This is a genomic window from Burkholderia sp. AU18528 (assembly GCF_002223215.2).
GTDB classification, from domain to species: Bacteria; Pseudomonadota; Gammaproteobacteria; order Burkholderiales; family Burkholderiaceae; genus Burkholderia; species Burkholderia semiarida.
In genome coordinates this window covers 318,762-342,072 of sequence record NZ_NKFC02000006.1, presented here as the reverse complement: position 1 = coordinate 342,072, position 23,311 = coordinate 318,762, and the positions used below count along the sequence as shown (strand labels likewise).

Annotated in this window: 19 protein-coding genes and 1 pseudogene; 11 read left to right on the top strand and 9 right to left on the bottom strand. The window is 66.7% G+C overall.

What is annotated here, in order from left to right:
* The first annotated feature begins 112 nt into the window (after positions 1-112).
* A complete protein-coding gene (locus CFB52_RS18380) occupies positions 113-1,492 on the top strand; it encodes an FAD-containing oxidoreductase (RefSeq protein WP_099317131.1) in 1,380 nt (459 codons plus the stop codon).
* Between the two features lie 80 nt (positions 1,493-1,572).
* Here the strand turns inward: CFB52_RS18380 and CFB52_RS18375 are convergent, their stop codons facing one another.
* Positions 1,573-2,466: an SDR family oxidoreductase gene (locus CFB52_RS18375; protein WP_059580330.1), complete on the bottom strand. Its 894-nt coding sequence runs from the start codon at positions 2,464-2,466 to the stop codon at positions 1,573-1,575.
* A gap of 95 nt (positions 2,467-2,561) precedes the next feature.
* On the opposite strand from CFB52_RS18375, the gene CFB52_RS18370 reads away from it, so the two are divergent.
* The gene (locus CFB52_RS18370) at positions 2,562-3,419 is read left to right on the top strand and encodes a helix-turn-helix transcriptional regulator (RefSeq protein ID WP_059580185.1); all 858 of its coding nucleotides are present in this window, start codon (positions 2,562-2,564) and stop codon (positions 3,417-3,419) included.
* Between the two features lie 167 nt (positions 3,420-3,586).
* Here the strand turns inward: CFB52_RS18370 and CFB52_RS18365 are convergent, their stop codons facing one another.
* Positions 3,587-3,970, bottom strand: a complete 384-nt coding sequence (locus tag CFB52_RS18365; RefSeq protein WP_059580183.1) for a hypothetical protein — start codon at positions 3,968-3,970, stop codon at positions 3,587-3,589.
* Between the two features lie 376 nt (positions 3,971-4,346).
* Here CFB52_RS18365 and CFB52_RS18360 point away from each other — a divergent pair, with 376 nt between their 5' ends.
* The gene (locus tag CFB52_RS18360) at positions 4,347-5,294 is read left to right on the top strand and encodes a GlxA family transcriptional regulator (RefSeq protein WP_059580180.1); all 948 of its coding nucleotides are present in this window, start codon (positions 4,347-4,349) and stop codon (positions 5,292-5,294) included.
* Between the two features lie 104 nt (positions 5,295-5,398).
* On the opposite strand, the gene CFB52_RS18355 is transcribed toward CFB52_RS18360, so the two are convergent.
* The 4 genes from CFB52_RS18355 to CFB52_RS18340 form a co-directional block, all read right to left on the bottom strand.
* Entirely contained in the window at positions 5,399-5,872 is a 474-nt protein-coding gene (locus CFB52_RS18355) for an SgcJ/EcaC family oxidoreductase (RefSeq protein ID WP_059580179.1), read from the bottom strand.
* A gap of 67 nt (positions 5,873-5,939) precedes the next feature.
* Positions 5,940-6,788, bottom strand: coding sequence for a DJ-1/PfpI family protein (locus CFB52_RS18350; protein ID WP_059580176.1), 849 nt, complete (start codon positions 6,786-6,788; stop codon positions 5,940-5,942).
* Positions 6,789-6,941: 153 nt separating this feature from the next.
* On the bottom strand, positions 6,942-7,688 hold the full coding sequence (locus tag CFB52_RS18345) for an SDR family oxidoreductase (protein ID WP_089465416.1): 747 nt from the start codon (positions 7,686-7,688) through the stop codon (positions 6,942-6,944).
* Positions 7,689-7,915: 227 nt separating this feature from the next.
* Positions 7,916-8,821 (bottom strand): IclR family transcriptional regulator, encoded by a 906-nt coding sequence (locus CFB52_RS18340; RefSeq protein ID WP_089465415.1) that lies wholly within the window; start codon positions 8,819-8,821, stop codon positions 7,916-7,918.
* Between the two features lie 294 nt (positions 8,822-9,115).
* On the opposite strand from CFB52_RS18340, the gene CFB52_RS18330 reads away from it, so the two are divergent.
* Genes CFB52_RS18330 through CFB52_RS18300 form a run of 7 tightly spaced genes read left to right on the top strand, consistent with a single transcriptional unit; the run spans position 9,116 to position 15,961 of the window.
* On the top strand, positions 9,116-10,198 hold the full coding sequence (locus tag CFB52_RS18330) for an ABC transporter ATP-binding protein (protein WP_089465414.1): 1,083 nt from the start codon (positions 9,116-9,118) through the stop codon (positions 10,196-10,198).
* Entirely contained in the window at positions 10,199-11,197 is a 999-nt protein-coding gene (locus CFB52_RS18325; RefSeq protein ID WP_099317130.1) for an ABC transporter permease, read from the top strand.
* Entirely contained in the window at positions 11,194-11,988 is a 795-nt protein-coding gene (locus CFB52_RS18320) for an ABC transporter permease (protein WP_059580164.1), read from the top strand. Before CFB52_RS18325 ends, CFB52_RS18320 begins: the two co-directional genes overlap by 4 nt.
* Positions 11,988-12,335, top strand: a complete 348-nt coding sequence (locus tag CFB52_RS18315) for a (2Fe-2S)-binding protein (RefSeq protein ID WP_059580162.1) — start codon at positions 11,988-11,990, stop codon at positions 12,333-12,335. The genes CFB52_RS18320 and CFB52_RS18315 overlap by 1 nt, the downstream gene beginning before the upstream one ends.
* On the top strand, positions 12,332-13,774 hold the full coding sequence (locus tag CFB52_RS18310; RefSeq protein ID WP_099317129.1) for an NAD(P)/FAD-dependent oxidoreductase: 1,443 nt from the start codon (positions 12,332-12,334) through the stop codon (positions 13,772-13,774). The genes CFB52_RS18315 and CFB52_RS18310 overlap by 4 nt, the downstream gene beginning before the upstream one ends.
* A complete protein-coding gene (locus CFB52_RS18305; protein WP_059580157.1) occupies positions 13,767-14,918 on the top strand; it encodes an FAD-binding oxidoreductase in 1,152 nt (383 codons plus the stop codon). The genes CFB52_RS18310 and CFB52_RS18305 overlap by 8 nt, the downstream gene beginning before the upstream one ends.
* The gene (locus tag CFB52_RS18300) at positions 14,915-15,961 is read left to right on the top strand and encodes an ABC transporter substrate-binding protein (RefSeq protein WP_099317128.1); all 1,047 of its coding nucleotides are present in this window, start codon (positions 14,915-14,917) and stop codon (positions 15,959-15,961) included. The genes CFB52_RS18305 and CFB52_RS18300 overlap by 4 nt, the downstream gene beginning before the upstream one ends.
* Before the next feature lie 598 nt (positions 15,962-16,559).
* Here CFB52_RS18300 and CFB52_RS18290 read toward each other — a convergent pair.
* From CFB52_RS18290 to CFB52_RS35395, 3 genes and pseudogenes are all read right to left on the bottom strand, one after another.
* Positions 16,560-17,450: a hypothetical protein gene (locus tag CFB52_RS18290; protein WP_226094128.1), complete on the bottom strand. Its 891-nt coding sequence runs from the start codon at positions 17,448-17,450 to the stop codon at positions 16,560-16,562.
* Entirely contained in the window at positions 17,416-21,270 is a 3,855-nt protein-coding gene (locus tag CFB52_RS18285) for a type VI secretion system Vgr family protein (RefSeq protein WP_099317127.1), read from the bottom strand. The genes CFB52_RS18290 and CFB52_RS18285 overlap by 35 nt, the downstream gene beginning before the upstream one ends.
* A 154-nt stretch (positions 21,271-21,424) precedes the next feature.
* Positions 21,425-21,514: pseudogene (locus CFB52_RS35395) on the bottom strand (PAAR domain-containing protein); the annotation flags it as partial.
* A 409-nt stretch (positions 21,515-21,923) separates the two neighbouring features.
* Here CFB52_RS35395 and CFB52_RS18275 point away from each other — a divergent pair.
* Positions 21,924-23,261, top strand: a complete 1,338-nt coding sequence (locus tag CFB52_RS18275; RefSeq protein WP_099317126.1) for an MFS transporter — start codon at positions 21,924-21,926, stop codon at positions 23,259-23,261.
* Positions 23,262-23,311: the final 50 nt, after the last annotated feature.

Below are 23,311 nucleotides of genomic sequence, written 5' to 3'. Positions count from 1 at the left end.
GCGACACCGGGCCAACAGGTCTACCATAGGCGCTCGTCGCCCGCGCGACCGCCGGCACGGCATGCGGCTTGCGCCTGCCCCTTTCCCCGTTGTCCCCGCCCAGGAGGACGTCATGACGCAACACTTCGATGCGATCGTCATCGGCACCGGCCAGGCCGGGCCGCCGCTCGCCGCGCGGCTCGCCGGCGCCGGCATGAAAGTCGCGATCGTCGAGCGCGGCCGCTTCGGCGGCACCTGCGTAAATACCGGCTGCATCCCCACCAAGACGCTGATCGCGAGCGCATACGCCGCGCAGCTCGCCCGACGCGCCAGCGAATACGGCGTGTCGATTGGCGGCCCCGTCACCGTCGACATGAAAGCCGTGAAGGCGCGCAAGGACCAGATCTCGGGCCGCTCGAACCACGGCGTCGAGCAATGGGTGCGCGGCCTCGACAACACGACCGTCTTTCAGGGTCATGCCCGCTTCGAACGCGCGAACGCGGTGCGCGTGGGCGATGACGTGCTCGAAGCCGAACGCATCTTCATCAACGTCGGCGGACGCGCGCAGGTGCCCGCGATGCCGGGCCTCGACTCGGTGCCGTACCTGACCAACTCGACGATGATGGACGTCGACTTCCTGCCCGACCATCTCGTGATCGTCGGCGGCAGCTACGTCGGGCTCGAATTCGGCCAGATGTACCGCCGCTTCGGCTCGAAGGTCACGATCGTCGAGAAAGGCCCGCGCCTGATCCGCCGCGAGGACGAAGACGTGTCGCAGGCCGTGCGCGAGATCCTCGAAAAAGAAGGGGTCGACGTGCAGCTCGACGCGAATTGCCTGAGCGCGCGCCGCGACGGCGACGGCATCGTGGTCGGCCTCGACTGCGCGGGCGGCGGCCGCGAGGTGGCGGGCTCGCACCTGCTGCTCGCGGTCGGGCGCGTGCCGAACACCGACGATCTCGGGCTCGACCGCGCGGGCGTCGATACCGACGCGCGCGGCTACATCACCGTCGACGATCAGTTGCGCACCAACGTGCCCGGCATCTGGGCGCTCGGCGACTGCAACGGGCGCGGCGCGTTCACGCACACCGCGTACAACGACTACGAGATCGTCGCGGCCAACCTGCTCGACGACGATCCGCGCAAGGTGTCCGACCGCATCATGGCCTACGCGATGTACATCGATCCGCCGCTCGGCCGCGTCGGCATGACGCTCGAGGAAGCGAAGCAGATGGGCCGCCGGCTGCTGGTCGGTACGCGCCCGATGACGCGCGTCGGCCGGGCGGTCGAGAAAGGCGAAAGCCAGGGCTTCATGAAGGTGATCGTCGACGCGGATAGCCACGCGATCCTCGGCGCGTCGATCCTCGGCGTGACCGGCGACGAAGTCGTGCACGGGATACTCGACGTGATGACCGCCGGCGCGCCGTACACGACGATCAGCCGCGCGATGCATATCCACCCGACCGTATCGGAGCTGGTGCCGACGCTGCTGCAGGATCTGCATCCGGTCGAATGACGCACCGCAGGCGGGCGGCCGCGACGTACGCGTGTTCGTCACGGCCCGAGCCGCGCATGATGCGCGGCGCCCGTCGCTCGTCAGCTTCCGAAATACGCCGGCCGGTCGATGTCGGCCAGCAGCCCCGGCTGTGTCGGCGTCCAGCCGAGCGACGCCCGCGTGCGCTCGCTGGTTGCGGGCGCATCCATCCCCGCGAACATCGCGAACCAGCCGAAGTGCTCGCCGGCTTCCGCCGCCGACTTCGCGACGACCGGCACGTTCAGCCGGCGGCCGATCACCTCCGCGATTTCGCGAAACGGCACGCCCATGTCGTCGACCGCGTGATAGCGCGCGCCGGCCGCGCCGCGCTCGATCGCGAGCCGATACACGCGCGCCGCGTCGAGCCGGTGCACGGCCGGCCAGCGGTTCGCGCCGTCGCCGATGTACGCCGCCACCCCTTTCTCCCGCGCGAACGCAATCAGGCGCGGCACGAACGCGTGATCGCCGTCGCCGTGCACGGACGGCGGCAGGCGGACAACCGACGCATGCACGCCGCGCGCTTCGAGCGCGACCGCGCTCGCTTCGGACGCACGCGGATAATTCGCCGACACCGGCACATGCGAATCGTCCTCCGTCGCCGCGCGGCCGGGCGCGACGAGCGCGAGGCCCGACGTGACGATCAGCGGCCGCGCCGAACCGGCGAGCGCCGCGCCGATCGTCTCGATCGCGCGGCGGTCGAGTTCGCAGTTCTGCGCGAAGCGCGAGAAGTCGTGATTGAATCCCGTGTGGATCACCGCGTCGGCGGCGTCGGCGCCGCGCGTCAGGCTCTCGAGATCCTCGAGCGACCCGCGATGGACGTCGGCGCCGGCCGCGGCAACCGATGCCGCCGCTGCATCCGACCGCGCGAGCCCGAGCACCGAGTGCCCGGCGGCCAAGAGTTCGGCGACGACGGCCGAGCCGACGAATCCCGACGCTCCCGTAACAAAGACACGCATGTTCAGCACCTCCGGATGAAATGGAGGCTTACTATCTGCCGAGCGCCGCTCGCGGTGAAGCCGTGACGGTTTACCGGTAAACGAACTAACAGGATATGGCTGACGCCCCCGACAACCTGCTCGGCGCGTACCTGCGGGACCGCCGCGAGAAACTCGACCCGGCCGTGCTCGGGCTGCCGGCCACGCGCCGCCGCACGCCGGGCCTGCGGCGCGAGGAAGTCGCGCAGCGCGCGCACGTGAGCGCCGCGTGGTACACGTGGCTCGAACAGGGGCGCGGCGGCGCGCCGTCGGCCGACGTGCTCGACCGGCTCGCCCGCGCGCTGATGCTCAACGACGCCGAACGCGAACACCTGTTCCTGCTCGGCGTCGGCCATCCGCCCGAGGTGCGTTATCACGCGCCGGCCAGCGTGACGCCGCGGCTGCAACGCGTGCTCGATTCGCTCGACGCGAGCCCCGCGATCATCCGCACCGCGACGTGGGACGTCGTCGCATGGAACGACGCCGCGGCCGCGACGCTGACCGACTATGCGACGCTGCCGCCGGCCGCACGCAACATCCTGCGGCTGATCTTCGTCGATGCGCGCGTGCGCGATGCGCAGCCGAACTGGGAGCGCGTCGCGCGGTTCGCGGTCGGCGCGTTTCGTGCGGACGTCGCGCGCAGCGGCGCGACGCGGGCCGTGCAGGCGTTCGTCGACGAGATGCGCGCGACCAGCGCCGAATTCGACGCAATGTGGCGCGACCACGATATCCGAACGCACGACGAAGGCACGAAGGAGATCCGCCATCCGGAAGTCGGCCGGATCGCGCTCGACTATTCGGCGTTCTCGGTCACCGGCAGCCCGGACCTGAGCCTCGTGACCTTCACGCCGGTGACGCCGGCCGACCGCGAGCGGATCCGGGAACTCGTCGCGGCCCGCGAACGGGCCCGCGCGGCACAGGCGCCGGCTGCGTGACCACGCATGGCCTTCTCGCGAGCCTGGTTCGGGACGGCATGGTTCGACGGATCGCGCAGCAGTCCTTCGCGTTCGATATCCGCGATTGAAAAACGCAGGCGGAAAATGCAAAGAGGCGTCGCGCACGAATGCGCGACGCCTCTTGTTCATTCACGGAAAAATGCCGATTACGCGGCGCGCTGCAGCAGGTCCGTGGCGAATGACTTCGCATGCGCGACGGCTTCCTGCGCGTCGCCGAATACGCCGAGTTCGTCCCAGTGCTCTTCGGCCGCGTACGTGCCCTTCACGGCGAGCGCTCGCTGAACGCTCAACTGCGCCGCGTAGCGGCCGTCGTCCAGCGGCCGTGCCGTCGCGACGACCTTGTGCGGCGGGCTCGCTCGTTCCGGCTGAACCAGTTCGACAGGCCCGCTGGCCGTGCCGATATTCATCAACTCGTTTCGGGTGTTGCAGTCGGGGCAGTAGAAGCACCAGCCCGCGCCCTCCTGATGGTGCCTGACCTGCCCGCGAGCCAGCACGGCACGACATTCGACGTTTTCGCAGATGAACGGCATCGCAGTCTCCGGAGTTGTTTGACGGAAATCCTAGCATGACCGCCGGCGGTCAACCATCGGCATCCGCATGATGGCCGCGGCGGCGGTTTCGGTTCGTGACGGAGGCTCGACCGGGCGGGCGTCGCCGTCTTTCGCTGCGCTGCAATACCGGCGCTTTTTCCCGGATCGGGACGCCCGCTGCGCGAGATCAACCGGCATTCACCTATCGTCGCTGTTCGTTGCTTTCTGTCGGCATCGCATCCGCGCGGCGCAAACCCATACAGTCGATCGATGAAGACGTAAAGGACGCTTTTCCCTCGTTTCAAGCCAAATGACATGATTCGAGGGTTCCCCCGTAAAATTCGCCATTCCGGCGTTACCGACTCATTGCCTCGTCATGCATCGAATTGGATTCTTCGTCTGCCGCGGCTACGACGCGCTCGATCTTGGCGGGCCGCTATCGGCCTTCAATCAGGTGGCCACGGCCGCCGGCCGCACGCCATACGATCTTCACGTCATCTCGCCATTCGGCGGCCCGATTCCCGGCAATACCGGCCTTTCGATCGACACGAAGCCGATCGGACGGCGCGCGTTCGACACCGTCGTGTTCGTCGGCGGCGATATCGCGCCGATGCAGACGTCGGAGAATATCGTCGCGGCCAGCAAGCTGGCCACCAGGGCGTCGCGAGTGGCAAGCGTGTGTACCGGCGCATTCCTGCTTGCGGAAACCGGTTCGCTGGACGGATTGAGAGCGGCGACGCACTGGCGATACGCCGCGCAATTGCAGTCGCGCTTTCCTCGCACACGGGTCGACGGCGACAGCATCTATGTCGTCGACGGCCGCGTCTGGACGTCGGCGGGCATCGCGTCCGGCATCGACCTCGCGCTCGGCATGATCGAACGGGACATGAGCGCGGAGATCGCGCGCGAGGTGTCGCGGCTTCTCGTCGTTCCGTATCGGCGGCCCGGCGGGCAGTCGCAATTCTCCGCGATGTCGCAGATGGAGCCGGAATCGGATCGCATCCGTATCGCACTGAATTTCGCTCGCGAACATCTGGCCGAAGCGTTGCCGGTCGAACGGCTCGCCGATGCGGCGAGCTTGAGCGTGCGACAGTTCGGGCGCGCCTTTCGCCGGGAAACCGGGGAAACGCCCGCGAGGGCGGTCGAGCGTCTACGAGTAGAAGCGGCAAGGCTACGCCTGCAGAGCGGCAGCGAACCGATCGAACAGATCGCGCTGGCGGTGGGATTCACCGATCCGGAACGGATGCGCCGTGCCTTCATCAAGCTGCTCGGGCACCCGCCGCAAGCGGTTCGACGCGAGAGCAGGTCGAACGCCGCGCGCTGATCGGCCGCCTGCCGGTCAGCGCGCGGCCGGGTCGACGTCTCGCCAATGGGTGATTGGCGCGTGGGTGCCCAACGCGCCATTTCGCCGGACGTCGATAGTCGTCGTCAATCCTTGACCGGCGGGTAAGCGTTCCACATGTCGCGATGCAGCTTCCACGTGCCGCCCTGCTTCAGGAACACGAGCGTCTGCTTCGCGCGGATCTTCAGCACTCCGTCGTGATTGCGAACCTCCACATCCGATACCTCCGTCACGGCCTGGTCGTTACCGTAGAACTCGTAGTTGTCGAACGACACGGTGCCGGGTTTCGATCCGGCATACCCGTTGGTGAAGTACTCGGTGATCGCCCGGCGCCCCGTGACCTTGTCGCCGCCCGGCGGCAAGAGCGCGCCGTCGTCGGTATAGAGGCGGCCGATCGCGTCGTAATCCCCTCGCGCAAAAGCGTCCGCCCATCGCGCGTTCTCGGCCTTGATGGCCGCTTCGGGCGGGCGTTGCGCACCAGCGGCGACAGCCGACGCCGCGAATGAAAAAAATGACACGCACGCTGCAAGCGCGGCAGTACAAAGATGAATCCGTCGCATCGAATGATTTCCGAATCGGGTTTGAATTGAAGAGGCGGCAACGCTGCTCGCGGTGCCGGCAAGCGTTTCAGCGCACGCCGGGAATGCGTGCGAGCCCCTTTGATGCACCGGGCAGCTTCTTGTCGACCATCGCGACGAGTTCGGGCCGCGCCTCTCTCGGATGACCGGCGTGGAACGGCGGATCGGGATCGTATTCGATCACGAGCTGCGTGTACTCGGCGGCCTGCTGGCCGCGCAGCTTCGCCGCCACGCGCAGCGCGAAGTCGATGCCCGCCGTCACGCCGCCGCCGCTCATGAAGCGGCCGTTGTCGTCTTCGACGAAGCGATCGGGAACGGGAATCGCACCATATTCGGCCAGCTTGTTGACGAACGCCCAATGGCAGGCGCTGCGCTTGCCCTGGAGCACGCCCGTCGCGGCGAGCACGAGCGACCCGTTGCATACCGACGTCACGTGTTTGGCGCTCTCCGCCAGACGGCGGATCTGCGCCTGATACGCCGGCCGCATCGGCACCGACAAATTGGACCCGCCGGGCACGAGGATCACGTCGGTCCTGTGGATATCGGCCAGCCGTTCGGTCTTGCCGTACACGACGCCGAATTCGAGCGTCACGTTGCCGCCGTCGAGGCTCGCATAGCGCACGTTCGTATTCGGCAACCGGTGGAAGACCTCGCTGGGGCCCGCGAAGTCGAGCAGCGTGCCGCCGTCGTAATTGACGATCAGGATCTCGAGCGGCTCGTTCGGCGCGAGCAGCCCCGTGCTGCCCGCAGGCGCCGGCGTGGCGTGCCCGAGCACCGCGCCGCCACCCAGCACGGCGCCGAGGGTGGCCGCGCTGCCGAACTTCAGGACATCGCGGCGCGAACGGCCTGCCCGCGTGAGCGGCCCGGCGGACGCATGGTTGTCGCTACTGTCGGTCAAGATGATTGCTCCTTGCAACTTCGGCCCATGAGCGCGTGCAACCGCGCCGGGCCGGATCGAAGAACCGCCGCGGCGAACGGCGCGGCGGACGTGAAATCGGGATGAGGATGAGCCGGGGTGACATGCCGGGCCCGGCGATCGCGAAGCGCGGGCTTAAAGCTGCGACGCACCGCCGTCGACGACCAGCTCGGTACCGACGACGTACGAGGATTCGTCGCTGGCGAGATAGAGCGCCGCGTACGCGATGTCGTCGGCCTCGCCCATGCGGCCAACCGGAATCGCGTGCGCGAATTCGGCCTTGCGCTCGCGCACCCATTCGTCGGGCTTGCCCCACCTGGACAGCAGCGGCGTATCGATCGGGCCGGGTGCGATCGCGTTGAAACGGATTTTCCGGTCGAGAAATTCGTACGACCAGCTGCGGGCCAGCGAACGCACGGCGGCTTTTGCCGCCGCGGTCAACGAGATGCCGTGCTTGCCGGTCTGATCGACGAACGAGGTATTGAGGATCACCGACGAACCTTCGCGCAGGTACGGCAGCGCTGCTTGAAGCGTGAACACCACACCCTTGACGTTGACGTCCATGATGTCGTTGTAGAGCGTGTCGTCGATGTCGTTCACGGCGGACGGGAACGCCCAGCCCGCGTTGGCGAACACGACATCGAGGCCGCCGAACGTCTCGTCGGCCGCGGCGGCAATCGCGCGCATGTCGTCCAGCGACCTGACGTCGCCCTTGAGCACGAGCGCATGCTCGCCGAGTTCCGCCTTCACGCGCTCGAATGCGGCCTCGTCGCGCCCCGTCACCGCGACGCGCGCACCTTCCGCCATGAACAGCTTCGCGGTGGCCAGACCGATGCCGCTGGTGCCGCCCGTGATCAACACCGATTTATTTTTGAGTCGCATCTTCCGTTCCTTTTCGTGTCGTGATTGACCAGGCCGGCTACGCGACACGCGATGGCGCTTGCGTGCGGGTTCCTGCTTGATCGTTCACGTGCAGTATGGAACGTGACGCGGATGGCTCAAAGGTCGTATAACCCTCGAAAAACGTCATTCGAGGCGTTCGATCCGCACCGGCGAACGGCATGGCGCCTGGGCCGAGCAAGCCGATGAAACGGCCACGCGCGACGCGGCTAGACGGTTTTCCCCGACAGCCCGTGCATCGGCCGCCGCAACGCGGCGTCGAACGGATTGGTGCGCGGGCCGATCGCGGCGGCCTGACGTCGCAGCAGTTCGACGACCATCGGCATCCGGTCGTCGCCGAGCCGCGACGCGAGCGTGCCGACGCTCAGCGCACCCACCGGATAACCGGTGCGATCGAGGATCGGCACCGCGACGCCGGCCATTCCGTCGAGCACGCCGCTGTTGCGGCCCGCGTAGCCGAGTTGCCGCACGCGTTCGATCTCGGTGCGCAGATACACCTCGTCGAGCACACCGTAGCCGCGGATGCGCGGCACGTTGAAGCGGATCACCTCCTCGCGCTCGGCTTCGGGCAGGAACGCGAGGATCGCAAGGCTGCCCTGCCCGACGCCGAGCGCGATGCGCCCGCCGATATCGCCGGTAAACGAGCGGATCGGAAACGGCCCTTCGCACAGGTCGAGACACACGGCGTCGAAGCCGCTCTTCACCAGCAGGAAGATGGTTTCGCCGAGGCTCGCGCACAGCCGCAGCAGCGCGGGACGGCACAGCGTGCGCATGCTGCTCGGGTTGCCGGCCTGCGCGGCGAGCGCGAAAAAGTCGACGCTCAGCCGGTACAGCTTCGACTGCTCGTCCTGTTCGACCATCCCTTCGGCGATCAACGATTGCAGGATGCGGTGCGCGGTGCCCTGCGTCAGGCCGACGGCCTTCGCCAGATGCGTGACGCGCACGCCGTCCTGCTGCATGCCGGCCAGCGCGCGCAGGATCGCGAACGCACGCTGCAGCATGCCGGTGCCGGGCGCACCGGCTGAATCGACGGGATCTGCCGCATCGGCGGCGTGCTCGTCCGGGCGCGGCGCGCGGGCGGACGGCGACGTTCCGCGCGAACGAGGTTCCTGCATGTCGGCTCTCCTCGACGATTTCAGTGAATGGAATACGGTAGCCGCTATTGTCGTCCGGCCGAAAATCCGCGGGCATCCGGGTGTGCACGGGATTGACGCGGACATTTCACGGATCGGCCGCCCGTCATCCAACGGAACGATTCGCAGGCGATTTTCCGATTCGTTCCGGTCAATGGAATTTTTCCGAAATTCCTCCCGTTCAGCAGAATTCGAAATTGACGCGCCGAAATATGGCTGGCTAGAGTCCGCGTCATCGGCGCACCGGCCATGCGGTGTGCGAACCCGGAGCTCTCCATGTCGTTTCTCACGCTTACGGATCTGACGAAAACCTTCGGCGAGCTCACCGCCGTCGCGGACGTCAACCTGTCGGTCGAGCAAGGCGAATTCGTGTCGCTGCTCGGGCCGTCCGGCTGCGGCAAGACCACCACGCTGCAGATGATCGCCGGCTTCGTCGACGTCACGCGCGGCCGCATCGCGCTCGACGGGCAGGACATCACGCACCTGAAGCCGAACCGCCGCGGGCTCGGCATCGTGTTCCAGAGCTATGCGCTGTTTCCACACATGAGCGTCGCGGAGAACGTCGGCTTCGGCCTCGACATGCGCGGCATCGACAAGGCCGAGCGCGCGGAGCGCATTCGCGCGGCGCTGGCGCTCGTGCGGCTCGACGCGCTCGCGCACCGCTTTCCGCGCGAATTGTCCGGCGGCCAGCGGCAGCGCGTGGCGATCGCGCGCGCGGTCGTGATCGAGCCGCCCGTGCTGCTGCTCGACGAACCGATGTCGAATCTCGACGCGAAGCTGCGCGAGGACATGCAGTTCGAGCTGCGCGCGATCCAGCGCAAGATCGGCACGACGACGATCATGGTCACGCACGATCAGTCGGAAGCGCTGTCGATCAGCGACCGCGTGGTCGTGATGGAAGCCGGCCGCATCACGCAGACCGATACCCCGTATCGCGCATACGAGCGCCCCGAAAATCATTTCGTGTCGCAATTCATCGGCAAGGCGAACCTGCTGCCCGGCACGATCGTCGCGCACGACGGCGACGCGATCCGCATCGACCTCGGGCACGATCTCGCCGAGACGGGCCGCACCGCGCATCTGCCCCCGCGCGAGCGCGACGTGCGCGTGGGCGACGCGGTATCGGTCTGCATCCGCCCCGAAAAGCTGCGGCTGTGCGCGCCCGAGGCCGGCCGCTTCGCGGCGACCGTCACGAGCCGCTTCTTCCTCGGCAGCCAGTGGCTGTACCGCGTCGACAGCGCGCTCGGCGAGGTGCTCGTGTGCTGCCAGAACGAAGGCGCGGAGCCGCTCGCGGAAGGCGCGCCGGTCGGCATCGACTGGCACAGCGACGCGGTGCGCGTGATGCGCCGGGAGGCCTGAATGCGACAGCCTTCCCGCCCGCTCTCGACTGAAGGCGCACCGGCCGGGGTCGTGCAATCGGGCGCGACCGTGGCCGCCACGGCCGCGGCGGACGCGGTGACGCCCCGTGCCGGCGCCGCCGCCGCGCTGCGCGCGAGCTGGCGCGCGCATGCGCCGCTGTGGCTGATGTGCGCGCCTGCCTTCGCGCTGTTCGCCGCGCTCGTGCTCGTGCCGCTCGCGATGACATTCGTGCTGACGTTCTACCGCTTCGACCCGGCCACCGGCCCGATCGCCGCGTTCCAGTTCGGCAACTACGCGGAAGTGCTCGGCTCGTCGTACTTCCACACGATCTTCGCGCGCACGTTCGGCATTGCCGCGCTGACCACCGCGATCTGCGTCGCGATCGGCACGCCCGAAGCGTACGTGCTGTCGAAAATGCGCGACCCGTGGCGCTCGCTGTTCCTGCTCGCGATCCTCGCGCCGCTGCTCGTGTCGGTGGTCGTGCGCGCGTTCGGCTGGAGCATGCTGCTGAACACGAGCGGGCTCGTGAACCAGGCGCTCGCGCTCGTCGGCCTCGGGCCGTACAAGCTCGAATACACGACCTTCGCGATCGTGATCGCGCTGGTGCACGTGATGCTGCCGTTCATGGTGATTCCGGTGTGGACCGCGCTGCAGCGGCTCGATCCGCAGACGGAGCACGCGGCGCTGTCGCTCGGCGCATCGCCGTTCACGACGCTGCGCCGCATCGTCGTGCCGCAACTGATGCCCGGCGTGCTGTCGGGCAGCCTGATGGTGTTCGGGCTGTCGGCGAGCGCGTTCGCGATTCCGGGCCTGCTCGGCGGGCGCCGCCTGAAGGTCGCGGCCACGGCCGTCTACGACGAATTCCTCGGCTCGCTGAACTGGCCGCTCGGCGCGACGATCGCGGTGCTGCTGCTCGCGGCGAACCTCGCCGTGATGCTCACCTACTACCGCGTGCTCGAACGCCGCTACGCGCGCAGCCTCGGAGGCGCCTCCCGATGAGAAAGAACGGCCCCTTTGCGCTGGCGTTCCACACGCTCGTGATCCTGTTCGTGCTCGCGCCGCTCGTGATCGTCGTGCTCGTCGCGTTCACGCCCGACGAAACGCTGACGCTGCCGACCCGCGGCGTGTCGCTGCGCTGGTTCCGCGCGATCCTCGACTATCCCGACTTCGTCACCGCGTTCCTCAACAGCGTGAAGCTCGCGTTCGCGTCGGCGACGCTGTCGCTCGCGATCGCGTTGCCGGCCGGCCTCGCGATCGGCCGCGCGACGTTTCCGGGCCGCGCGTTCCTGAACGGGCTGCTGCTGTCGCCGCTCGTGATTCCCGGCCTCGTGCTCGGCATCGCGCTGCTGCGCTTTTTCGCGCTGATCGGCGCGACCGGTTCGTTCGCATGGCTCGTGCTCGCGCACATGATCGTCATCACGCCGTTCGTGATGCGGCTCGTGCTCGCGTCCGTCGCGGGCCTCGACCGCAGCATCGAGCAGGCCGCATGCTCGCTCGGCGCGGACCCGTGGACGACCTTCCGCCGCATCACGCTGCCGATGATCGTGCCCGGCATCACGGGCGGCTGGCTGCTCGCGTTCATCAACAGCTTCGACGAGCTGACGATGTCGATCTTCGTCACGTCGCCGCAGACGGTCACGCTGCCCGTGCGCATGTACATGTACGCGACCGAATCGATCGACCCGATGATGGCGTCGGTGTCGGCGCTCGTCATCTTCATCACCGCCGGCGCGATGCTGCTGCTCGATCGCGTATACGGCCTGAACCGCATCCTGATCGGCCAACATTGATGACGACTCCCGTTTCCCGTACCAACGACATCGCGGACGACGGCGCGCAGTTCGTGCGCGTCGCCGAACGCGAGCGCGCGTCCGTCGCGTTCACGCTCGACGGCCGTCCTGCGCAGGCGCTCGCCGGCGACACCGTGCTCACCGCGATTCTGGTCGCGCAGCGTCGCGTGCGCATCAGCGAATTCAGCGGGCAGCCGCGCGCGGGCTTCTGCCTGATCGGCGCGTGCCAGGACTGCTGGGTGCGCACCGAAGCCGGCGCACGCGTGCGCGCATGCTCGACGCCGATCGTCGAAGGCATGCGGATTCTCACGATCGCCCGGCCGATCGCAGCCGGAGACGCAGCATGAACGCCGCGCTGCAGCCGGTGATCGTCGGCGCGGGGCCGGCCGGCGTGCGCGCGGCCGAGGCACTGGTCGACGCGGGACTGCGGCCGGTCGTGATCGACGAGAACGCGCGCTGGGGCGGACAGATCTATCGTCAACCGCCGGCCGGCGCCGCGTTCGCGCGCGACAAGCGCACGCTATACGGCTTCGAGGCCGCGAAGGCCGACGCGCTGCACCGGACGATGGCCGCGCTGCTGCCGCACGTCGACTACCGGCCGAACACACTGGCGTGGTCATGCGGCGCGGGCCGCGTCGACACGCTGCAGGACGGCCGTGAAGTGACGGTGCCGTACGCGCACCTGATCGTCGCGAGCGGCGCCACCGACCGCGTGCTGCCCGTGCCGGGCTGGACGCTCGCGGGCGTCTATACGCTCGGCGGCGCACAGGTCGCGCTGAAGGCGCAGGGCTGCGCGATCGGCCGGCGCATCGTTTTCGCGGGCACGGGGCCGCTGCTTTACCTCGTCGCTTACCAGTATGCGAAGGCCGGCGCGCAGGTCGCGGCCGTGCTCGATACGAGCCCGCTGCGCCGCCAGGCCGCCGCCGCGCCCGCGCTGCTGCGCATGCCGTCGATCTTCGCGAAGGGGCTCTACACCATCGGCTGGCTGCGCGCGCACGGCGTCGCGATCGAAACGGGCGTCACGTTCGAGCGCGTGCTCGGCGCCCGACATGTGACGGGGCTCGCATGGCGCGCCGCAGGCGACGACGAGCGCACCGCGTCGCCGCGCGTGCTCGACTGCGATGCGCTCGGCCTCGGCTTCGGCCTGCGTTCCGAAACGCAGCTCGCCGATCTGGCCGGCTGCCGGTTCGGCTTCGACCCGCTCGATCGCGCATGGCTGCCGGAGCGCGACGCAGCCGGGCGCACGTCGGTGCGCGGTATCTACGTCGCCGGCGACGGCGCGGGCATCGCGGGCGCCGACGCGGCCGAAGCGTCGGGCCGACGTGCGGCGCTCGCGTTGCTCGACGATGCCGGCATCGCATCTCGCTCGCCGTCCGGCAAACCCGACACGGCGGCGCTCGACCGCACGCTCGCACGCATCGGCTCGTTCCGCGTGGGCCTCGAAGCGGCATTCGCGCCGCCGGCCGACCAAGCCGCGCGCTGCCCCGACGACACGATCGTGTGCCGCTGCGAGGAAGTCGACGCGGGCACGCTGCGCCGCTGCATTCGCGCGGGCGCAGCGACCGAAATGAACCGGCTGAAAGCGCTGACGCGCGTCGGCATGGGTCGCTGCCAGGGCCGCATGTGCGGCGACGCGGCCGCGCTCGTGCTGGCCGCCGAAACCGGCCTTCCGCTCGCCGACGTCGGCCGGTTGCGTGCGCAACCGCCGGTGAAGCCGTTCCCGATCTCGGCCGCGCTCGCGGGCGACGACGTCGCGGCGATTCCCGACGAGGCGCGCGATGAGTGAGCGTCGACATTACGACGTCGCGATCGTCGGCGGCGGCCTCGTCGGCGCGTCGGCCGCACTCGCGCTCACGCGACGCGGCTTGCGCGTCGGGCTGTTCGAGCGGCGCGACTGCGGTGCGCAGGCGAGCGGCGTGAACTACGGCGGGGTGCGCTGCCAGGGCCGCCCGGCCGAGCAATTGCCGCTCGCGCTGCGCGCGCGGCGTATCTGGGATCGCCTGCCCGAACTGATCGGCATCGACGGCGAATTCGTCGTGTCCGGCCACTTGCGGCTTGCGCGCAGCGACGCCGATCTCGACGCGCTCGACGCGTACGCCGCGCTCGCCGGCGAACACGGCTTGCCGCTGCAGGTGATGCGCGGCGACGCGTTCCGCCGCCGCTACCCGTGGCTCGGCCGCGCGGCGCTCGGCGGCTCGCTGTGCGAGACCGACGGCCATGCGAACCCGCGCCTCGTGTCGCCCGCGTTCGCGCGTGCGGCTCGCGCGGCGGGCGCGGACGTGTTCGAGCACACCCCGGTCGACGAGGTTCACCACGACGGCACGCGCTTTCATGTGCAGGCCGGCGGCTGCGCGCACACGGCGACATGGCTGATCAATTCGGCCGGCGCATGGGCGAACACGATCGCAGAGCGCTTCGGCGAAGCCGTGCCGATGGAGCCGATCTACCCGAACATGTGGGTGACCGAACCGCTGCCGCCGTTCATCGCGCACAACCTCGGCGTGTACGGCGGCGGCGTGTACGCGCGCCAGGTCGCGCGCGGCAACTGCGTGATCGGCGGCGGCCGCGGCCGCGGCGACGGCGAATTCGGCCAGCCGTCGGTCGATACGACGCGCGCGGTGATGCGCGACGCGTGCGCGCTGCTGCCCGCGCTGCGCGACGCGCTGCTGATCCGCACGTGGAGCGGCGTCGAAGGCTGCACGCCCGACCACAACCCGATCATCGGCGCGAGCCGCACGACGCCGCGCCTGCTGCATGCATTCGGCTTTTCAGGCGGCGGCTTCCTGCTCGCGCCGGGTGTCGGCGAGGTACTCGCCGATCTCGTCACCACCGGCGAAACCGTCACGCCACTCGATGCATTCTCGATCGGCCGCTTCTTCCCGCAAGCCGCGCCGACCGCCCCTTTCCGTCAAGAGGAGATCCAAAAATGAAACTGCTCGGCACGATCGCGGCGGCCGCCGCCCTTTGCATCGCAGGCGCCGGCGCGCCCGCGTGCGCGCAAACGAAGACGATCTACGTCGGCATGAACGGCGGGCCGATGGAAAAGGCCTATACGAGCCAGGTGCTGCCCGACTTCGAGAAGGCCAACAACGTGAAGGTGGTGATCGTGCCCGGCACGTCGTCGGACGTGCTCGCGAAGCTGCTCGCGAACCGCAACAAGCCGCAGATCCACGTCGCGTTCCTCGACGACGGTGTGATGGCGCGCGCGGTGAGCCTCGGCGTATGCCAGAAACTCGACGATTCGCCGGTATTGAAGGAGTTGTACCCGTTCGCGCGGATGAAGGACGACGTCGGCGCGGGCGTGCAGCTCGGGATGACCGGCATCGCGTACAACAAGAAGCTGTTCGCCGAGAAAGGCTGGGCGCCGCCGACGTCGTGGATGGATTTCGCCGATCCGAAATACAAGGGCAAGGTCGTGTTCCAGTCGGCGTCGAGCAGCACGTTCGGGCTGCACGGCTTCCTCGCGATCAACCGGCTGCTCGGCGGTAACGAACAGAACGTCGAGCCGGGCTTCAGCAAGTGGGCGAGCACGGTCGGGCCGAACGTCGTCGAATACATCCCGAACTCGGCGAAGATCTCGGAGATGGTACAGACGGGCGAAGCCGGCCTGTTCCCGCTGACGCCGACCGGCGTCGGCGACCTGCAGGACAAGGGCATCCCCGTTGCGTATGCGAATCCGAAGGAAGGCCCGGTGCTGCTGCTCGTCGACCTGTGCGTGGTCGCGAACAATCCCGATCCGCAACTCGCGCAGAAGCTCGCGCAGTTTTTGCTGTCCGCGCCCGCGCAGACGAAGGCGGCCGAGGCCGGCAAGCAGATTCCGACCAACCGTCTCGCGAAGATGCCTGCCACGATGCAGCAAAGCCTCGGCAACGTCGACGATCTGGTGCGCAAGGTGACGGTGGTCGACTGGACCGCGATCAACGCACGCCGTGCGCAGTGGGATACGCGGTGGAATCGGCAGATCGAGCGGTGAGGGGGTAGCGTGCGCCGCCGCGGGCGAAAAGGGACGAAGCCAAGGAGAGCGCAGTCGGGTCCATTTCCGGCCCGCGGCGCGTGGGCGTTCAGCGAATCCCAAAGGGTGGGCCGGGTCCGCCCTCGAGTTCACGCCTGGTCAGGTTCGGAGGCGTCCTGCATCCCATAACGGGTGGTCGTGTGGCGCTCTAAATCACACCCGGCGACCCGGTACGTGCTCGATGCGCCGCCCTTGCTCGCGTTCCGCCTGGGGGGCAATGTGCGGACTGCGGGAAATTTTCGTCTCTCGTAGGCCAACCATTACTGTGAACCCGAGACGGGGATGAATCCTTGCCACAAGCCGGGCTCGGGACATAACGCGCTCATCCCAATAGGCTTGCACCACTTCGGCACACGCATAAGCATCTTCTTCATGTGACTGGCTCCGGTATCCCTCTCCGAAACTCACCATCTTCGCCGCCGTTTCCGGCGACACTCTCAACAGCTTGCACACCTCGGCCTGTGCAATTGGCACGTCGGGCTTTACATAAGCGCGGCGTGGCCGATTCTGCATGTGTGAAATCGGCCAGCTGTGGGCATTCGCTAACGAGGATGCGACGTCATCCTTCCTGTGTCCACGGCGGGTCGCCGTATTCCTCCAACCACATCCATCGGCCGGGTTCGAAGAGGTCCGCGTATTGCGCTCGTTGTGCTTGCTCCCAAGGGGTCAACTTGCGAACGTCAGGGAATTTTTGACCCTTGCGGATCAGCAACCGATGCGACTCCGATGTTTTGCTGTATCCCTGCCATATCCCCGTTTCCGGGCACAGCATGCCGGTGCACAGGTTCATTTCCCCATATTTCTGCCGCTTCGCTTGCTGTTCTTCGAGACGGCGTTGCTTGCGTTCGTCCGGCGTCAGGATTTTGTATGCGCGACGTATCCTCACTTCATCAAGGACCGGCGGGGATAATCCGTCCGGGGAATTCACGTAAAATAGATTCACGTTCACGGGAAACTTGCTTCCCGGAAGGTCCTTTGATCGGTAGCGGAAGGACTGCAAATTCGGCATTTTCGGGTCGCGCACCATCATCTCGTTCCCGTATTGACGATTTCCCTCTCCGTCAATCCAATAATCCTCCAGCTGGAGAAGCGATTTTATTTCTGCAGCCGACAAACCAGCAACCCTTGCGTCGAAGATAATCCTTACTCCGGCTGGAACAATTTTTACCTTGTCGCGATTATCGCTGTAGTCCTCCGGGTCGTCGCCTGTGGAAAATTCGATCGTCGTTCGATGGAGTGCACGATTTGCGTACTTATAAAGATATCCTTTTGCAGGATGGTGCGTCCATGTCGTGTAGTTTGTTCCAAAGACAATATGTTTCGGATCGTAGGGTGCATCATCGCGCAGGATCGCCATGGCCGTTTCAAGGATGATGCGCAGCACGGTGCGTTGCTCCTCGTCTGTCGTTTGCACTTCAAATCCCTCCCCCAACGGCGTGAAATGAAGCATCGTATTCTCCTGTGCATGTACCGGGGTTACGCACGAAAGCACGATCAGGACGGTCCCAATAGGCTTGCACCACTTCCGCACACGCATATGCATCTTCTTCATGTAACTGACTCCGGTATCCCTCTTCGAAACTGACCATCTTCGCCGCCGTCTCTGGCGGCACTCTCAACAGCTTGCACACCTCGGCCTGTGCAATTGGCACGTCGGGTTTCACATAGGATCCGCCAGTCTGATTCTGCAGATGCGAAATCATCCAGTAATAGTGAAAAATAAGCATGCGATGAAGTCCTGTGGAAACTCGTGCATCGCTCGGAATTTGAGTTTTCTTCGTAACCGCGAAAATATCTTCGGGGATATATTGTTTATAAATGACATTTATTTTATTAAATGAAGAATAATCTTCACAGTGCCGATTAAGCAAAGCCATCATCCAGAATGCCTGCTGACAATGTCGTGCTTCGTGATAAAGCAAGTCGGCGAATGCTTTCAGGTTGCTATCCAAGGCAGCTGCGTTGTTTGACGATGCGATGATCTTCAGTATCTCGGTTTCTTGAATGACGATCGTCCACTTTGGCGTGGAAAACGACGCGCTTACGTCTGAGCGCATGTTGTACCTGGATCGACCTTCAATCGCATTAACAATGACGATCTTGGGAGTTGCGCCATTTGATTTCATTGGGTCGCTTGAAGAACCACTTGGCACTCCAAACGGCCCGGTCGAAAGTGCGACGCATAGTATTTTTTCAACTGCGAGCGCAATGTTTTCATTCAGATTCCTTGTTAACTCGCCGCTCACCGTATAGTACTTGCCCCACGGAATCCCCTTGAGCACCTTCTTGATCGCCACCGTATAAGCTTTCGTCACCGGATACTCGACATCCCGGCGCACCGGCATATTGCGCGGCGTATCGCCCTGTTTGGCCCCGTCGATGAAGTGATGGAAACGCAACCCGAAGTTCAGCGGATCGCATGCCGCGAACGCGGGCCGCTGGCTGCCCGACGTAGCGCCCTGTTCCGGGGTACTGGCCTCCCTACCCATGATCGTCGCCGCGCGCTTGTCGGCGTTCGGCGCCCGGGCGGTGTAGGGCGCCGTGTTCTCGCGCACGATCGCGGCCCGATTCACCGCAATCACCTTGTCCGGCGCGCTCGCCGCCAGCAATTCCACCGTGCCGAACGCGATGTCGTGACTCGTCACCACGTCCGTTTCGCCCCGCTCGTTGCTCACGCCCTCGATCACGCGTCCGTTGTCCAGCGTGATCCGATACGGCTGCTTCGGCAAGGCAAACCCGCTGCCGTGCTCCAGCAGCACGAACTGCGCGGCGTACCGCCCGGGGTGTTCGGGCGTGACCGGCATGCGCATCGGTCGCACCCGTGCATGGTCGGTCTGATGACTGCCCGCATGGATCGTGTGCTCGCCCGCCGTGCGCACCACATATCCGCGGTCGCTGATGCGTACTTCCGTCCTGCCGGCGTGCAGCACGATTTCCTCTGCCGCGTGCAGGTGGATACTGTCGGCCGTGCTCGTGAGCCGGATGGCTTTCCTCGCGGTGACGTCGACGCCATCCGTCTGCGCATCGATCCGCACCTTCCCCGCGGCAGCGACGAGCGCCATGCCCGCCTTGTGCACGAACAGCGAGAACGCGTTCGACACGCTCGCGAACAACGACCGCCCCACGGCGATCCCGACATGCCGGCCGCTCGTCACCGCCACGTCCTCGCCGCTGGCGATATGCGCGCCGCGCTCGGCCGCCATGCTGATGCCGGCCGATCCGGCCAGCACGATGTCGGGTTCGGCCAGTTCCGGGAAGTCGTTCGTGCCCCCGGACGGTGTGCCCCGAATCGCATCGTTGCGCGCGTTGATCGCCCGGTGGACGTCGCGCTGATCGGCGCCAGGTGGTGGTGCGTCGTGCCGTTGCGCCAGATCCGCGAGGCTTTTCTGCAGGTCACGCGCCTGCGTCAGCCGGCCGACGGCCGCTTTCGCGGCCTTCGCGTGGCCGGGGCCGCCTGGCTGGCCGTCCGTTGATACGAACAGTCCCTTCAACGCCCGAACAACACCCCAGTCGTCGGTGCGAAGCTCGAAACCCTTGCCACGCGCGTCGCCGCGACCTTTCTTGCGTGTGATACGGCGGAGGTTACCCAGGCTCAGCGTCGATGCACCGGCATCGCTCGACAGCTGCGTCTGGATTTGTTCCCGCGTATCGTCGATCGCGAGATGACCGGACGCGGTGCCGTGAAACTCCCGACCGCGGATCACGGCGAGCGAATGGTTGTGCGGCAGCTCCAGCGCAGGCTGTCGGAACGCGTTGACCGCGCTGCCGATGATCACCGGCAAATCCGGGTCGCCCTGGTAGTGCGACACCGCGACCTCGTGGCCGATGCGCGGGATGAACGTCGCCCCCATGTCCACGCCTTGCCACGGCGACAGCACGCGCAGCCAGATACCGGCATGCTCGTCGTGCGTGCCGTGCCGGTCCCAGGCGAACTGCACCTTCACGCGGCCGTATCGGTCGGTCCAGACTTCCTGTCCGGCGGGGCCGACGACGATGGCTGTCTCCGGCCCGCTCATGACCGGCTTGCGAACGCTGCGTTCCAGGCGGAACGGCTCGTTGGCCGGCAACAGCTCGAATCGCGCGTCGACGCGACAGGTCGGCGCGTCGCTGGTGCGCTGCGCGAGCTCTTCGATATCGAGCGTGCACGATACGACGAGGTACTCTCGATTGGCCGCCTGCTGCGGATAGCCGGTCAACTCAAAGGTATGCCCGGCCGCGAGGCCGCGCAGGTTTCCTTGCCCGTTCGCACGCAGCCCCTTGGAGCGCTGCGCCTCGAGTTGAACGTTTGCGAAGTGATGCGCCTCGCGCGCCGTATCGTTCGGTTGGCCCGTCAGCCCAGGCGCGCCGGCAAGCGGCTGACTGTAATCGCCCCATCCGTAGATCTCGCCATCGGCGCTTGCGTTCGGGCGAGGGGCTTCCGCCGTCGCGGCGAGATCGGCCCGCGGGCGCGTGTAGTCGTAGTCCGTCACGCTCATGCCGCCCGGCGTCAGACGACGGGTCACGGACAGCGTATGGATGTGTTCCGCGTCGATGCGCCGCGCGCCGGGCGGCAGATAGCGCAACGTCGCATAAGCGGCACGATGCGGCCGATGCCCGCCCATCGAGTCGCACAGGACCAGGCGATGACGGCCGCCGTCGTGTTCGAACCACCACCAGATTCCCCATTCTTCCCAGAGGCGTTGCAGGAACGCCCAATCCGATTCGAACGCCTGACGCTGGACGTCGCGTGTCGGATACGCGCCGCGGAATGCGCCCAGGCGCTTGTCGACGGGGTATGGGTATTTCTCGAGTACCGCGTCGGTGATTTCGACGACGGTCATATCCTGGAACAGACGGCAATCCTGCGTCAGCGCCGCGCGATAGAGCCACGGGCGCAGCTCCAGTTCGTACAGGATTGAATCGCGATCCTGCCCGGCCAGCCGTGCCGCTTCGACCAGTCCGCTGATCTCGCGCGTTCCGGCGCCCCTGTTGTCGTGTCCAGCCGTGCCGGGCGGCTCCGGCGCGAGCGACCCTGTGTCCTGGAGCCGGATCGACACCGTCACTTCGGTGCCGACGATCTCGTCCAGCTCGACATCGGCCGTGCGACTGGGAGAGAACGCATAGGCGTCGTCGGTTCGCAGCGTGACGAGGTAACGGCATGCATCGAGACGGCCAAGGGTTTCGGTGCCTTGCAAGCGCACGGGAACGAAGACCGGCAGCGCATCCATTCCGTAGGTCGGCAACGATGCGCCGGAGATCGAGAGCGTGCGAGCATGAGCAAAAATCGCCATTCATGCCGCCCCTGTTGCTCGCAGGCCAATGACGATTGCGCCGCAGCCGGTTGCGTCGCCGCGATATCCCACCAGGCGGCCATGGTGCATGCGGCCCGCTCGCCAGCAGCGGAAACACGCCATCGCATTTCGGACAACGAACACCATGGCCGTCAAGCGCCACGCCGATTCCGAGATGTTTCAGGTCGTCGGCGGCTTCGATGACGGTGCCGTCGTGGTCGGTGGCGTCTCCGAGGCGAACCATTTCATGGCCTTGTTCGTTCTTCATCAGCGATCTCGCATATCACGTGGATCGAGATTGATAACGCGGAAATGCAACGCCGCCTATGGGATGAATACGAATTTTCCGGCTTCGACTTTCGTTAAAAAAGCCCCTTTTCTGCGTGATCCGATTTGTACCGGTCGCAAGCAACCGGACGCCTGCATGGAGTCTGTCTGAACTTTTCTGGCCCGCCCGAAACATCCATGCCAGTTTCCACGCAAATGCAGGCACGCAGCGTGACCTTTTCCACCCGCGAGGGTTGTACCCATCATCAACCGGAGTGATGACACTCCCCTTTTTCTGCGGATTTGACGGGGCCGGCGGGGCCGACAACACTAGCCCGCAGTGCCGCAAAAGACGGCACGCGCCCGCCTCCCCTTCAGAGTCCGCCATGTACCCGACCGACACCGTGCAATCCCCGAGCGCCGCCCGGCCGCTCGCCGACCGGCAACTACGCCGGATCGTCATCGCCTCCGTCGCCGGCAACGCGATGGAATGGTATGACTTTTTCGTCTACGGCACGGCCGCAGCGCTGGTGTTCGGCCACGTGTTCTTTCCGCCCGGCGCATCGCCACTGGCCGGCAGCCTCGCCGCGTTCGCCGCATTCGCGCTCGGTTTCGTCGCGCGGCCGCTCGGCGGAATCGTGTTCGGCCACGTCGGCGATCGTTACGGACGCAAGGCGTCGCTCGTGTGGACGCTGCTGATCATGGGCGCATCGACCTTCGCGATCGGCCTGCTGCCGACCTACGCGCAGGTCGGCCTGTGGGCGCCGGCCGCGCTCGTCGTACTGCGGCTGCTGCAGGGCATCGCGTCCGGCGGCGAATGGGGCGGCGGCGTGCTGATGATCAGCGAGAACGCGCCGCCCGAGCAGCGCGGCTATTACGCGGCGTGGAGCCAGCTCGGCGTGGGCGGCGGCTTCGTGCTGTCGTCGGCCGCGTTTCTCGCCGCGCAGGCGCTGCCGGACGACATGTTCCGCACGTGGGGCTGGCGGCTGCCGTTCCTCGCGAGCATCGCGATCTTCGCGATCGGCATCTATATCCGCCGCCATCTGCCGGAAAGCCGCGACTTCGAGCAGGCCGGCAAGCGCGGTGCGCGCACGCACTTGCCGATCGTCGAGTGCATCCGCCGCCATCCGAAGGAAATCCTGCTCGCGATGGGGCTGCGCGTGGCCGAGAACGGCGGTGCGTACATCTTCCTCGCGTTCTCGCTCGTCTACGGCAAGTACGTCGGGATTCCGAACGGCACGATGCTGACCGGCGTGATGATCGCGATGATCGTCGAGATGGGCGCGATGCTCGCGTGGGGTCGCCTGTCCGACCGGATCGGCCGCAAGCCCGTGTACCTGATCGGCGCGCTGAGCCTGATCGCGTGCGCGTTTCCGTTCTTCTGGCTGCTCGATACGCGCGTGACGCCGCTCGTGTGGCTCGCGCTGACGGTCGGCACGGCGGTGAGCCACGGTGCGATGATCGGCACGCTGCCGGCGCTCGTCGGAGAGCTGTTCAGCACCGAAGTGCGTTACTCGGGCGTCGCGCTCGGCCATGAAGTCGCGTCGATCTTCGCGGGCGGCATGTCGCCGCTGATCGCGACCGCGCTGCTCGCGCGCTATCACGCGTCGTGGCCCGTATCGCTGTTCCTCGTCGCGCTCGGCCTCGTGACCGTCGCGACGCTGTGCGTGATGCGCGAGACGCGTGCCGTACCGGCGCCCGGCACGCGCGGCGACGCGGCATGAGCGCGCGGCCCGCGCCGGCCGCCGCACCCGCGTTGCCGGTAAACGATTGG

Excerpts from the sequence above, each read along its gene's own strand:
- CFB52_RS18380 (WP_099317131.1), top strand. The coding sequence starts at position 113 with ATGACGCAACACTTCGATGCGATCGTCATCGGCACCGGCCAGGCCGGG.
- CFB52_RS18375 (WP_059580330.1), bottom strand. The coding sequence starts at position 2,466 with ATGCGTGTCTTTGTTACGGGAGCGTCGGGATTCGTCGGCTCGGCCGTC.
- CFB52_RS18370 (WP_059580185.1), top strand. The coding sequence starts at position 2,562 with ATGGCTGACGCCCCCGACAACCTGCTCGGCGCGTACCTGCGGGACCGC.
- CFB52_RS18365 (WP_059580183.1), bottom strand. The coding sequence starts at position 3,970 with ATGCCGTTCATCTGCGAAAACGTCGAATGTCGTGCCGTGCTGGCTCGC.
- CFB52_RS18360 (WP_059580180.1), top strand. The coding sequence starts at position 4,347 with ATGCATCGAATTGGATTCTTCGTCTGCCGCGGCTACGACGCGCTCGAT.
- CFB52_RS18355 (WP_059580179.1), bottom strand. The coding sequence starts at position 5,872 with ATGCGACGGATTCATCTTTGTACTGCCGCGCTTGCAGCGTGCGTGTCA.
- CFB52_RS18345 (WP_089465416.1), bottom strand. The coding sequence starts at position 7,688 with ATGCGACTCAAAAATAAATCGGTGTTGATCACGGGCGGCACCAGCGGC.
- CFB52_RS18340 (WP_089465415.1), bottom strand. The coding sequence starts at position 8,821 with ATGCAGGAACCTCGTTCGCGCGGAACGTCGCCGTCCGCCCGCGCGCCG.
- CFB52_RS18330 (WP_089465414.1), top strand. The coding sequence starts at position 9,116 with ATGTCGTTTCTCACGCTTACGGATCTGACGAAAACCTTCGGCGAGCTC.
- CFB52_RS18325 (WP_099317130.1), top strand. The coding sequence starts at position 10,199 with ATGCGACAGCCTTCCCGCCCGCTCTCGACTGAAGGCGCACCGGCCGGG.
- CFB52_RS18320 (WP_059580164.1), top strand. The coding sequence starts at position 11,194 with ATGAGAAAGAACGGCCCCTTTGCGCTGGCGTTCCACACGCTCGTGATC.
- CFB52_RS18315 (WP_059580162.1), top strand. The coding sequence starts at position 11,988 with ATGACGACTCCCGTTTCCCGTACCAACGACATCGCGGACGACGGCGCG.
- CFB52_RS18310 (WP_099317129.1), top strand. The coding sequence starts at position 12,332 with ATGAACGCCGCGCTGCAGCCGGTGATCGTCGGCGCGGGGCCGGCCGGC.
- CFB52_RS18305 (WP_059580157.1), top strand. The coding sequence starts at position 13,767 with ATGAGTGAGCGTCGACATTACGACGTCGCGATCGTCGGCGGCGGCCTC.
- CFB52_RS18300 (WP_099317128.1), top strand. The coding sequence starts at position 14,915 with ATGAAACTGCTCGGCACGATCGCGGCGGCCGCCGCCCTTTGCATCGCA.
- CFB52_RS18290 (WP_226094128.1), bottom strand. The coding sequence starts at position 17,450 with ATGCTTCATTTCACGCCGTTGGGGGAGGGATTTGAAGTGCAAACGACA.
- CFB52_RS18285 (WP_099317127.1), bottom strand. The coding sequence starts at position 21,270 with ATGGCGATTTTTGCTCATGCTCGCACGCTCTCGATCTCCGGCGCATCG.
- CFB52_RS18275 (WP_099317126.1), top strand. The coding sequence starts at position 21,924 with ATGTACCCGACCGACACCGTGCAATCCCCGAGCGCCGCCCGGCCGCTC.